At 64.1% G+C, this 11,974-nt stretch carries 10 protein-coding genes and 2 tRNA genes; 3 read left to right on the forward strand and 9 right to left on the reverse strand.

Going from position 1 to position 11,974, the window contains the following annotated elements:
• Positions 1 to 766 precede the first annotated feature (766 nt).
• Both J2X01_RS06120 and J2X01_RS06125 read right to left on the reverse strand, forming a co-directional pair.
• Entirely contained in the window at positions 767 to 1,648 is an 882-nt protein-coding gene (locus tag J2X01_RS06120) for a rhomboid family intramembrane serine protease (protein ID WP_310051834.1), read from the reverse strand.
• 9 nt (positions 1,649 to 1,657) lie between these two features.
• Positions 1,658 to 2,203, reverse strand: a complete 546-nt coding sequence (locus tag J2X01_RS06125) for a peptidylprolyl isomerase (protein ID WP_310051838.1) — start codon at positions 2,201 to 2,203, stop codon at positions 1,658 to 1,660.
• Between the two features lie 155 nt (positions 2,204 to 2,358).
• On the opposite strand from J2X01_RS06125, the gene J2X01_RS06130 reads away from it, so the two are divergent.
• Together J2X01_RS06130 and J2X01_RS06135 are read left to right on the forward strand one after the other, a co-directional pair.
• Positions 2,359 to 3,339, forward strand: coding sequence for a hypothetical protein (locus tag J2X01_RS06130; protein WP_310051841.1), 981 nt, complete (start codon positions 2,359 to 2,361; stop codon positions 3,337 to 3,339).
• A gap of 152 nt (positions 3,340 to 3,491) precedes the next feature.
• Positions 3,492 to 4,367, forward strand: coding sequence for a glycosyltransferase family 2 protein (locus J2X01_RS06135; protein ID WP_310051843.1), 876 nt, complete (start codon positions 3,492 to 3,494; stop codon positions 4,365 to 4,367).
• A gap of 30 nt (positions 4,368 to 4,397) precedes the next feature.
• On the opposite strand, the gene J2X01_RS06140 is transcribed toward J2X01_RS06135, so the two are convergent.
• Complete coding sequence (locus J2X01_RS06140; RefSeq protein ID WP_310051847.1) at positions 4,398 to 5,312, reverse strand: DMT family transporter; 915 nt, start codon at positions 5,310 to 5,312, stop codon at positions 4,398 to 4,400.
• A gap of 116 nt (positions 5,313 to 5,428) precedes the next feature.
• Here J2X01_RS06140 and J2X01_RS06145 point away from each other — a divergent pair, with 116 nt between their 5' ends.
• Positions 5,429 to 5,797 carry a cupin domain-containing protein gene (locus J2X01_RS06145; RefSeq protein WP_310051850.1) on the forward strand — a complete coding sequence of 123 codons (369 nt, stop codon included), beginning with the start codon at positions 5,429 to 5,431 and terminating at the stop codon, positions 5,795 to 5,797.
• Positions 5,798 to 5,893: 96 nt separating this feature from the next.
• Here the strand turns inward: J2X01_RS06145 and J2X01_RS06150 are convergent.
• The 6 genes from J2X01_RS06150 to gyrB form a co-directional block, all read right to left on the reverse strand.
• A tRNA-Ala gene (locus J2X01_RS06150) sits at positions 5,894 to 5,969 on the reverse strand.
• Between the two features lie 71 nt (positions 5,970 to 6,040).
• On the reverse strand, positions 6,041 to 6,157 hold the full coding sequence (locus J2X01_RS06155; protein WP_224048067.1) for a DLW-39 family protein: 117 nt from the start codon (positions 6,155 to 6,157) through the stop codon (positions 6,041 to 6,043).
• A gap of 70 nt (positions 6,158 to 6,227) precedes the next feature.
• Positions 6,228 to 6,301 (reverse strand) — tRNA-Ile (locus J2X01_RS06160).
• 98 nt (positions 6,302 to 6,399) lie between these two features.
• Complete coding sequence (locus J2X01_RS06165; protein ID WP_310051854.1) at positions 6,400 to 7,002, reverse strand: DUF3566 domain-containing protein; 603 nt, start codon at positions 7,000 to 7,002, stop codon at positions 6,400 to 6,402.
• The gene (gene gyrA, locus J2X01_RS06170) at positions 6,999 to 9,734 is read right to left on the reverse strand and encodes a DNA gyrase subunit A (RefSeq protein WP_310051856.1); all 2,736 of its coding nucleotides are present in this window, start codon (positions 9,732 to 9,734) and stop codon (positions 6,999 to 7,001) included. Before gyrA ends, J2X01_RS06165 begins: the two co-directional genes overlap by 4 nt.
• Positions 9,735 to 9,797: 63 nt before the next feature.
• Positions 9,798 to 11,882 carry a DNA topoisomerase (ATP-hydrolyzing) subunit B gene (gene gyrB / locus J2X01_RS06175; RefSeq protein ID WP_310051857.1) on the reverse strand — a complete coding sequence of 695 codons (2,085 nt, stop codon included), beginning with the start codon at positions 11,880 to 11,882 and terminating at the stop codon, positions 9,798 to 9,800.
• Between the last annotated feature and the right edge of the window lie 92 nt (positions 11,883 to 11,974).

Raw genomic sequence — 11,974 nt, forward strand, 5'->3', positions numbered from 1 at the left:
ACGGCCCCGGTCAGAGGCAAGGACGCCCCGGTGCGCGTTTTCCTGGTCATCCGGGGGCCGCCGGGGCGTCCGGACAGGTTATCCACTTAATAACACGCCAGTACCCACAAGTTATCCACAGTTGGGGATAACTCTGTTGGCCGGAGGGACTTGGGGTTCTTCTGGAGCCCGGGGCGGCAGTTTTTCCTCAGATCACTTCGAACGACAAGTTATTAACACTGTGAATAACCCTGTTGAAATCAGGGTTGATCGCGGACTCTGCCTCCTGGTAGCCGCCCCTGCTGAACCGCATCTGGCACCTTCCTGCACTCCAAAGCCACCAGGAAGCCTGCAGCTCGCAGGGTTGTCCACTTAACCACAGGGCAGCCCACAGGGTTTATCCACAATTGTGGAGATCCGGAAGGCCTCAGCGTCAAAATCGCCAGCACTGGCGCTCAGATCCGGGTCGGCATGATGAACTACAGCCATGTAAGTTACCAACAGTGTGGATAACCCCTGTGGAAAACATTCCGCGCGAACATGGGGGCCATCCCGGGACTGACGGCGGCAGCGGAGGTGGCCCAGCCGAAGGGGCACGCCTTTCGGGACCAGCTGTGGAAAAGCGCGGAAACCTGTGGAAAACGTTCCACCGCCGCGGAAGGCACGCCGGTACCCGCAGGGGGCCGCACGGACGTGGTTGCTCGAGGCCGAGCGCCGGCGTCGGCGACGCGGGGGAGGTGCAAGGGCAGGGAAGCGGGGCGCGGGAGGTGCCTGGGGCCGGCAGGGCTTAGGCGCTGGCCGCTTTGAGAGCGGTGGCTGCGATCAGCAGGGCGAGCACCAACACGAGGCCGCCGGCTTGCAGCAGGCCCTGCCGCGGGCCGCGGGGGGTGTACGCGATGACGGCGGCGCAGAGCCCGCCGGTGATCAGGCCGCCGAGGTGGGCCTGCCAGGCGATCAGGGGGACCATAAACCCGACCGCAACGTTGATGGCTATCAGGACCCAAAGCTGCCTGGTGTCGCCCCCGCGGTGCCGCTGGACCACAAGCATCGCCCCGAACAGGCCGAAGATTGCGCCTGACGCACCCACGACGCCGCTCAGCGGCTGGCCGGGAATGTAGCCGGGGGTAAGCAGAAGGTAGCCGACGGAACCGCCAAGGGCGGAGAGCAGGTAAACGGCCAGGAAACGGATGCGGCCCAGCAGGGGTTCCAGCACCTGACCGAAGATCCACAGCGTGTACATGTTCAGCACGATGTGGAGGATAAAGCCCTGTGAATGAAGGAAGGCAGAGGTCAGCATCCGCCACGGTTCGAAGACCCCATACTCCGGGGTGGCGTACACGGTGGCGAACGCCAGGTTACGGTAGATCCCGTCATTGGGGATCAGCCACTGCAGCACGTAAAGCACTGCGCAGACGGCGATGATCCCGTAGGTGACCACGGGTTTGCCGGTGGTCATGGCGCCGCCGTAGACCGTCTTGACGTCCGGCGTCGTGCGTTTGGTTTCGTTGACACAGTCAACGCATTGGAATCCGACGGCGGCCGCCCGCTGGCAGTCGGGGCACGCAGGGCGCCCGCATCGCTGGCAGCGCACATAGGCGGGCCGGTCCGGGTGCCGCGGGCACACCGGGATCTGCGCGGACGGCTCTGCCGCCGGAATTCCATAGCTCATGCGCGGGGCTTAGAGCTTTTCTACATCAATGCTGTTGATGGTGACGTCCTCGACCGGGCGGTCGCCCATCCCGGTGCGGACACCCTCGATGGCGTCAACAACCTTCTTGGAGTCCTCATCCGCCACCTCGCCGAAGATGCTGTGCTTGCCCTGCAGCCAGCCGGTGGGAATGGTGGTGATGAAGAACTGCGAGCCGTTGGTGCCGCGGCCCATCTGGATGCCGGCGTTCGCCATGGCCAGCTTGTACGGCTCATTGAAGGTCAGTTCCGGGTGGATTTCATCATCGAACTTGTAGCCGGGTCCGCCGACGCCGCGGCCCAGCGGGTCGCCGGCCTGGATCATGAAGTCCTTGATGATCCGGTGGAAGATGGTGCCGTCGTACAGCGGCGTTCCGGTCTTGTCCTCGCCGGACTCCGGGTGCGTCCAGGCCTTCTCTCCGGTGGCCAGCCCGACAAAGTTCTCGACCGTCTTGGGGGCGTGGTTGCCGAAGAGGTTGACGACAATGTCGCCCATGCTCGTGTGGATGGTTGCTTTTGCAGTTGCGATGGCAGTCATACGCCCTATTCTTCCATGACGGCCATCTACATACCGGGTCGGTCCGCGAGTTCCGCGCTGGGTGAAATCCGCCCGAATTCGGCCTGGAGAATAGCCGGTGAGGTCTGGGACACGTAGGCTAACAGCAGAACCGCCACATTAATCGGGAGGTAGTTGTGAAGAAATCGGATCGTATTGCCCGCGAGCTGGAGCAGTCAGTCAGCACCGGAGTAGGGAACGCCAAGGAATGGGCCACCCCGCGGGTTGAAGCAGCAGTCAACTGGGCCGTTCCGCGCCTGCAGCAGGGCCTGGATACCGCTTCTCCCAAGATCCAGGAAGGCCTCAAATCGGCGGCCTACAACCTCGCCGACGGTGTTGCGACGGTGACACCGCGCCTCCAGGACGGGCTGGCACAGCTCGCACCGAAGATCAGCGATGCCGCAGAGGGAGCCACTCCGCGCCTGCACGGTGCGGTCGACAAAGCGGCGCCGGTCATCGCAAACGCCCGCGACCGGGTCGTCGTCGAATATCTGCCGAAGCTTTCGGACCAGATCGGCCATGCCTCCGACGCCGTGCACCGCACACTCCAGAACGCGCCGGCCCATGTGGACGCAGTTGCCCAGAGGCTCGGCGAGGCGGGGATCATCCACTCCGTCCAGGAACAGACCAAGACCGCCGGAACGCACGTCAAGGCTGCTGGGAAAAAGGCTGGCAAGGCCGTCAGCCGCGAACTGGGCAAGCCGGGGAAGCCCAAGCACCGCGGATGGCTGGTCTTCGGCATCATCGCCGCGGCCGTGGCCGCCGGTGTCGCCGCCTGGAAGGCTTCCCAGCCGGTCGAGGATCCTTGGAAAACGCCGTCTCCGGTGACGCCGGCCCCCGTACCGGCCACGACCATCAACGAGGTCAAGGATTCCGTCCAGGACGCCGCCGCCACGGCCGGCGCAGCGACCGTGGCGGCCGCGGACACCGCAGCGGAGACTTCGGCTGATGTTGCAGAGTCCGCCGATGACACGGCGGACACCGCCAAGCACGCGGCAACGGACGCCGTCGAGGACATCCAAGAGGCAGCTGGCAAGGTTGCCACCGACGCGAAGACCGCCGTCCGGAACATCGCGGCCAGCCGCAACAACGGCACCGACAAGGGCACCGGCGCCTAAGACAGCTTAGGGGCCCGCGGGCAGCAGGGAGGGATTCCGCCAGAGAGGCGGGGTCCCTCCCTTCTTTGGCCGCTCGATGTTTACCTGTTCGTAGCCGGGGCTCTGCCCACGGCCGGGCAGTAACAAACACCGTTGGTGCTAAATTTGTGGGGATGTCACCCGAAAAATCCGCTGAGGATGCCTTACACGATGCTGTTCAGTCACCGGCTGTGTCCATTGTCATCCCCGCCTTTAACGAGGAAAGCGTCATCCGGCAGTGCCTCATTGCGGCCGTGTACCAGTCCGTCCCTGCCCACGAGATTATCGTCGTGGACAACATGTCAAAGGACCGCACCGCCGACATCGTCCGGCAGATGCAGATGGAATATCCGGAGAGCCCCATCATCCTGCTCAGCCAGGACTGGATCCAAGGCCTGATCCCCACACGCAACTTCGGCCTTGACCAAGCCACGGGTGACATCCTCGGCCGGATCGACGCCGATTCCGTGCTGGAGCCCGACTGGGTCGAACAGGTGCAGAAGGCCTTCCGCGACAAGGCCGTGCACGCCGCGACCGGCCCCGTGGTCTATTACGACATGCCGATGCGGCGCTTCGGCCTGAAGGCCGACGACAAAATGCGCCAGCTGATGCTCAAGCTTGCCAAACACCAGTACCACTTTCTCTTTGGCTCTAACATGGCCCTCCGCCGCTCAGCGTGGGAACTCATCCGGACCGAAGCGTGCCGGGACGAGAAGGACGAGATGCACGAGGACATCGATTTGTCCCTGCACCTGGCCGAGCACGAGCTCCGGATCCAGTACTGGCCGCAGATGGTCTCCGGAATGTCAGCTCGCCGGCTGGAAGACTCACCCCGCGACTACCGCTACTACGTCACGCGCTTTGACCGCACGTATAAAGCGCACAACGTCAAAAAAATGGCGCTCAAGGCCCCCATGGTGGTCTTCTTCTCGGTGTACTTCCCGGCCAAGCTGCTCCGCGCGATCCACACGGTCAACACCGCCCAGCCCGCCCGCCGCGGCGGCCAGTAGCGGCAGCGGCGCCCGCCGCCGCCGTCGTCGTCAGTCAGTCCCCAGCTCGGCCAGCGGGGCCGCGCGGCGCCGCACGCCGCGGGAGCCGCGCTGCCCCAGCACGACGACGGCGAGGCCCACCAGGATCAGCGCCAGGCCGGCGTAGGTGCCGGCAGGCAGGGTCTCGGACAGGAACGCCGCAGCGAGCAGCGCGGCTCCGGGGATCTCCAGCAGGATGATCATGGAAACGAGCAGCGGACTCATTGTGGCGAGCAGGTGGTTGAAGGCGGTGTGCCCGATCAGCTGGGCGCATACAGTAACCGCCAGGATGCCCAGCCAACCAGCGGCTTCGAACCCGGCCAGCGGCTGCCGGGAGAACAGCGCCAGCAGCGCGACGATGGCCGCGCACATCCCGTAGCAGAGCGTGGTGTAGACGCCCGTCCCCATGGTCTGGCGCGCCTTGCCGCCGGCCAGCGTGTAGACGCCCGCAAGGGCACCGCCAGCGACCGCCAGGAGGTCGCCCAGCAGCGCCTCCGGCGAGCTGCCCATGTCGAAGCCGGTGATCACGATGACACCGCCGAAGGCAATACCCAGGCCGACCAGGACCGGCCAGCGGTGTCTGACGCCCCGGAAGAGCTGGAAAATGGCGATCCAGCCGGACTGCAGACAGACCAGTGCAGTGGCCGCCGCGACCGACGTCAACTGCAGTGAGGTGATGAAGCAGGCGAAGTGCAGCGCCAGCGCCACGGCAGCTGCCAGTGACCAGCGAAAATCCCTGCCGCTGACCCGGCCGAACTCGCCGGGGTTCCGGATCAGCACGGGCCCCGCCATAACCACCGAACCGATGGCGTTGCGCCAAAAGGCGATTGCCAGGGCACTGACCGTGGTGGCCCCAAGAGTAGCGGCGATGAGGGGTCCGGACGAGGCCACGCCGAGGACGCCCAGGGCGGCAATGAAGAAGTTCACGATCCCACAGTAGTGGGGGCGGAATGGGACAGCTGACGCATCCACATCCTTGACCGTGCCAGCCGGCGGTGCCAGTCTTAAATCCGGTCTCATCATCATCCACAAAGGAGACCGTCATGGCTTCAACCATCCGCAAAAGCCTGAATAATCCGGAGGAAACCCGCCCCGTCAAAGACGGTATGGGCCAGGTGGAGCTCGTTAATCTCGACGCCGGTGCCGTGTCGCGGGTGACATTCCTGCCCGGCTGGAAGTGGTCGCAGCACGTCAAGCCGATCGCCCGGACGGACAGTTGCATGATCGCCCACAAGGGCTACACCATTTCGGGTCACCTCAAGGTCGTGATGGACGACGGCGAGGAGAACGAGTACGGCCCGGGTGACTTCGGCATCATCCCGCCGGGGCACGATGCCTGGGTTGTCGGAGATGAGCCCTATGTCTACATCGATTGGCAGGGCATGGACGACTACGCGAAGCCCAAGGACTGATGCCGGCAGCCCGGTACCTGAGTCGGACCGGCCTGAACGTTCCAGGGGAATGCAAAAGGCCCCGGACCGCGTCTCCGCGTTCCGGGGCCTTTCCTATGGTGGAGGCACGGGGACTCGAACCCCGAACCCCCTGCTTGCAAAGCAGGTGCGCTACCAATTGCGCCATGCCCCCATAAGAAGCAACCCGACAATCATACCCTAGTTCGATGAGCTGTCTTCCAGCTCCCGATCCGGGAATCCGGGCTAGTCAACCGTGTCGGTTGATTCGCTCCAGACCGTTTTCCGGGCCTCGGATTCCTGCACTTTCTTGTAGAGCAGGACGCCTGCGATCGTGGCTGCAACAACCAGCAACTTCTTCACATGCACCCCGTTCCTGTCCGGAGATAAACAAATACCAACCGAACTTCCACTTGAATCTGTACAGATTCCGTGGGCGTACCAGGACTTGAACCTGGGACCTCTTCGTTATCAGCGAAGCGCTCTAACCGCCTGAGCTATACGCCCCGATGCCTCATCGGGCCGAGATATGACTGTACAGCACATCCCGGCCCGATCTCAAATCGAGGCATTTCCACGGTAAAAATCCGGGAAACTACGGGTTTTTAGTCGTCCGTGAGGGTGACACCGATGCCGCCAACGAGGGTGGCCGAGATGTTGTAGAGCACCGCTGAGAGCATGGACAGCGCTGTCAGCAGTACCACATTGATGACGGCGATGATGGTGGCGAACGATGTCACCTGTCCAAGTGAGGCAACCTTCTTCAATTCGAAGCCCCCGCCTTCTGAGCCGGCCAAGGTTCCCAGCAGGCCATCGACCTGATCGAATATCCCGGTCAGGTCCAGGACCGTCCACAGCACGATCGCGGCCACAACGGTCACGATACCCAGGGCCACGGAGAGCAGGAAGGCCATCTTCAGCACGGACCAGGGCTCAACCTTGCTCACCAGCAGTCGGGCCCGGCGGACCTTGGCCTTGGGTGCCGGCTTGATCAGCCCGGGTGTGCCCTGGCCTGGTGCCACCGGGCGGCCCTGCGCGGGACGCTGGCCGGGTGCCGGCGGCCGCTGGGCCGTGGCATTTACGCTGCCGGGTACGCCGGGGCGCTGCTCGGGGCGGGACGGCGCGCTTACCCGCGGTGCGGCGGCAGGCTGCCGTACTCCGCCGGGAACGCCGCTGTTCGGCTTGGGATATGAGTCGGAATTACTCACTCGTTACCTCCGGTGTTGTCTTCGTCCAGCTCGGCATTGCCTGATGACTCATCTGACTCCGGGGCCGGTGCTGATTCTTCCGCTGCGGACCCCTCATGTGATCCGGTATCTTCAGCCAACGTTACGTCATCCGGCACCGATGACTGGCTTTCGGCAGCATCGCCTGTGTCTTCGCCTGCATCTTCGCCTGCGTCCGCGTCGTCGGCTTCGAGTCCGCGTTCACTGTTCCGCGCCACCTCGATGATGCGGTCGTTCTTGTCCGGCTTGGCAAAAATAACCCCCATGGTGTCCCGTCCCTTGGCCGGCACTCCGCTCACGGAGGAGCGGACCACCTTGCCGCCCTCCATCACCACGAGGACCTCATCCTCTTCCTGGACGATCAGGGCGCCCACGAGGTGGCCGCGCTCCTCCTGGTATTTGCCAACCTTGATGCCCAGTCCGCCACGGCCCTGGAGCCGGTATTCCTCCACGGCGGTCCGCTTGGCGTAGCCGCCCTCGGTGACGACAAAGACGAAGGAACCGTCCGTGACGACGTCGGCCGTCAGCAGCTCGTCGTCCTCGCGGAACTTCATTCCGGTGACACCGGACGTTGCCCGGCCCATCGGCCGCAGGGCCTCATCCGTGGCGGTGAAGCGGATCGACTGTCCCATCCGGGAAACGAGCATCAGGTCATCTGTCTCGGAGACCAGCTGGGCGGAGACCAACTCGTCACCGTCGCGCAGGTTGATCGCGATGACTCCCGCGGAGCGGTTGGTGTCGTAGTCCTCAAGTCGGGTCTTCTTCACGAGGCCGCGCTTGGTGGCCAGGACCAGATACGGCGACTGCTGATAATCCCGCAGGTCCAGCACTTGGGCGATGTGCTCGTCCGGCTGGAACGCGAGCAGGTTCGCCACGTGCTGTCCCTTAGCGTCGCGTCCGGCTTCCACGAGTTCGTACGCCTTCGCCCGGTACACCCGGCCAAGGTTCGTGAAGAACAACAGCCAGTGGTGGGTCGTGGTCACGAAGAAGTGCTCGACGACGTCGTCGCCGCGCAGCTGGGCACCCTTGATTCCCTTGCCGCCGCGCTGCTGCGAGCGGTAGTTGTCGCTGCGGGTGCGCTTGACGTACCCGCCGCGGGTAATCGTGACAACCATTTCCTCTTCGGGAATCAGGTCCTCCATGGACATGTCGCCGTCGAAACCCAACAGGACCTTGGTGCGGCGGTCATCGCCGTGCTTGGCCACAATCTCGGCCAGCTCGGTGCTGATAATCTCCCGCTGGCGTGATTCGGAGGCCAGGATCGCGTTGAACTCGGTGATCATGGCTTCGAGTTCGGAGTGGCGGTCCTGGATCTTCTGGCGTTCCAGGGCCGCAAGCCGGCGCAGCTGCATGTCCAGGATGGCGCGGGCCTGGAGTTCATCGATGTCCAGGAGCTGCATCAGGCCGTCACGGGCGGCCTCGGTGGTGTTCGATGCCCGGATGAGTGCGATGACTTCGTCCAGGGCGTCGAGCGCCTTGAGGAGGGCGCGCAGGATGTGTGCTTCTTCCTCGGCCTTGCGGAGGCGGTAACGGGTCCGGCGTGCGATGACGTCGAGCTGGTGCGTGACCCAGTGGCGGATGAACGCGTCGAGGCTCAGTGTGCGGGGCACACCGTCAACGATCGCCAGCATGTTGGCTGCGAAGTTGTCCTGCAGCTGGGTGTGCTTGTAGAGGTTGTTGAGCACGACCTTGGCAACGGCGTCGCGCTTGAGCACGATCACGAGGCGCTGCCCGGTGCGTCCCGAGGTTTCGTCGCGCAGGTCGGCGATGCCCGAGATCTTGCCGTCCTTCACGAGCTCGGCAATCTTAATCGCCAGGTTGTCCGGGTTGGCCTGGTACGGCAGTTCGGTGACCACAAGGCAGGTGCGGCCCTGGAGTTCCTCTACGTTGACGACGGCGCGCATGGTGATCGAGCCGCGTCCGGTCCGGTAGGCGTCCTCGATTCCCTTGTGGCCCAGGATGGTGGCGCCGGTCGGGAAGTCGGGTCCCTTGATGCGTACGATCAGCTCTTCGAGCAGTTCCTCGCGGCTGGCGGTCGGATTGGCCAGGTACCACTGGACGCCGTCGGCAACTTCACGGAGGTTGTGCGGCGGGATGTTGGTGGCCATGCCGACGGCGATGCCCGAGGAGCCGTTGACCAGGAGGTTCGGGAAACGGGCCGGCAGGATGGTGGGTTCCTGGTTCTTGCCGTCATAGTTGTCCTGGAAATCGACGGTTTCCTCGTCGATGTCGCGGACCATTTCCATGGCCAGCGGGGCCATTTTCGTTTCGGTGTACCGCGGTGCTGCTGCGCCGTCGTTGCCGGGAGAGCCGAAGTTTCCTTGGCCCAGCGCCAGCGGGTAGCGCATGGTCCAGTCCTGAATCAGGCGGACCAGGGCATCGTAGATCGCCGTGTCGCCGTGCGGGTGGTACTGGCCCATGACCTCGCCGACCACACGGGCGCACTTGTTGAAGGACCGCTCCGGACGGTAGCCGCCGTCGAACATCGCATACAGCACGCGGCGGTGGACGGGCTTGAGGCCGTCGCGGACGTCCGGAAGGGCGCGGCCCACTATCACGGCCATCGCATAGTCGAGGTAGGACCGCTGCATTTCCGTCTGCAGGTCCACCTGTTCAACGCGGTCGGTCAGCACATCCGTGTCCAGGACCATGCCCTCGACGACGGGCTCGGCATCGGCCGGTCCGGCCGGAACTTCTGGTGTTTCGTCACTCATAGTCTATATTTTCCGTTTCAGGTATATATCGGTCCAGGAATATTCAGGGACTCTAGGAGACCGCTAGATATCGAGGAACCGAACGTCCTTGGCGTTCTGCTGGATGAAGTTTCGGCGGGATTCGACGTCTTCGCCCATGAGGGTGGAGAAGGTCTGGTCAGCGGCCAGGGCGTCGTCCATGGTGACTTGCAGGAGGGTGCGGTGATCGGGGTCCATGGTGGTGTCCCACAGCTCGGTGTAGTCCATTTCGCCGAGGCCCTTGTAGCGCTGGATGCCGTTGTCCTTGGGGATGCGGCGGCCGGCGGCCTGGCCGGACAGCAGCCGCGCATCCCGCTCCCGGTCGCTGTAGACATAGTCGTGCGGGGCGTTGGACCACTTGATCCGGTAGAGCGGCGGCTGCGCAAGATAGACGTAGCCGTTCTCGATCAGCGGGCGCATGTAGCGAAACAGCAGGGTCATCAGCAGTGTGGTGATGTGCTGGCCATCCACGTCGGCATCGGCCATCAGGACGATCTTGTGATAGCGCAGTTTGCTCAGGTCGAAATCCTCGCCGATTCCGGTGCCGAACGCAGTGATCATGGACTGGACCTCGGCGTTGCCCAGGGCTTTGTCCAGCCGGGCCCGTTCCACGTTCAGGATCTTGCCGCGCAGCGGCAGGATGGCCTGGGTCTCCGGATTGCGGCCGCGCTTGGCGGAACCGCCGGCGGAGTCGCCCTCCACGATGTAGACCTCGCACTTCTCGGGGTTTTTCGACGAGCAGTCGGAGAGCTTGCCGGGCATGCCGAAGGATTCCAGCGGGCTCTTGCGGCGCGCGTTGTCGCGGGCCTTACGCGCTGCCATCCGGGCCTGGGCCGCGGAGATGGCCTTTCGGATGACGTCGCGGGCGGGGCCGGGGTTGCGCTCCAGCCAGTCACCGAGTCCATCCGTGACGACGCGCTGCACAAATCCCTTGACCTCGGAGTTGCCGAGCTTGGTCTTGGTCTGGCCTTCGAACTGAGGTTCGGCGAGTTTGACCGAGATAACGGCGGTCAGGCCTTCGCGGATATCATCACCGGTGAGGTTGTCGTCCTTTTCCTTGATGATGCTCTTCTCCCGCGCATAGCGGTTGATGAGTGAGGTCATCGCGGCGCGGAATCCCTCTTCGTGGGTGCCGCCCTCGTGGGTGTTGATGGTATTGGCGTAGGTGTGGACGCTCTCGGAGTACGCGTTGGTCCACTGCATCGCCATTTCCAGGGCGATGTGCCGTTCGGTGTCCTCGGTTTCGAAGGCGATGACGTCCTCGTGGACCACGTCGACCTTCTTGCCGGAGTTCAGATGCTTCACGTAGTCCAGCAGGCCGTCGTTGTACTGGTACACCACGGTGTGGAACTCTGCCGGGACTTCACCTTCGGTCGGGACGACGTCGAGATCCAGGTCCCCGTCCTCGGAGGGTTCCTCCGCGGCGCGGCGCTCATCGGTCAGCGTGATGCGCAGCCCCTTGTTCAGGAAGGCCATCTGCTGGAAGCGGGCGCGGAGCGTTTCGAAGTCGAAATACGTGGACTCAAAGATGCTGGCGTCCGGATAGAACGTCTGGGTGGTGCCCGTTTCGGTAGTCTCTTCACCCTTGACCAGGCCGCCCTGCGGCTTGCCGCCGTCAGCGAAAGACATCTTCCAGACGTGCCCCTGCCGGCGGACCTCGGTGTTGACCCGGCTCGACAGCGCGTTGACCACGGAGATGCCCACGCCGTGCAGACCGCCGGACACGGCGTAGCCGCCGCCGCCGAATTTGCCACCCGCGTGGAGGATGGTCATCACGACCTCCACGGTGGGCTTGTGCTCCGTCGGGTGCATGTCTACCGGGATGCCGCGGCCATCGTCGACCACCTTGACCCCGCCGTCGGCCTGCAGAACGATTTCGATGTGCGTGCAGTATCCGGCCAGTGCCTCGTCGACCGAGTTGTCCACGACTTCATAGACGAGGTGGTGCAAACCACGCGGTCCGGTGGAGCCGATGTACATGCCGGGACGTTTCCGGACCGCCTCCAGGCCTTCGAGCACCGTGATGTCGCTGGCGCCGTAGCCGTGGGCGATTGCGGTTCCCGACGGGGTGTCAGCCGCTTCGCCCGTTGCTGGTTCCACTGCCGGGATCTCTGCATTGTCGTTAGCCACAGGCGCTTTCGACTCCTCTTTTTCATTGAAGGGCCGGCGGTCGCCCTTTCCCGGAGGAAACGGCTACCGCCAGCGGGCACGTCACTGATCAC

Source organism: Arthrobacter ginsengisoli (assembly GCF_031456935.1).
In the GTDB taxonomy this organism is placed as follows: domain Bacteria; phylum Actinomycetota; class Actinomycetes; order Actinomycetales; family Micrococcaceae; genus Arthrobacter; species Arthrobacter ginsengisoli.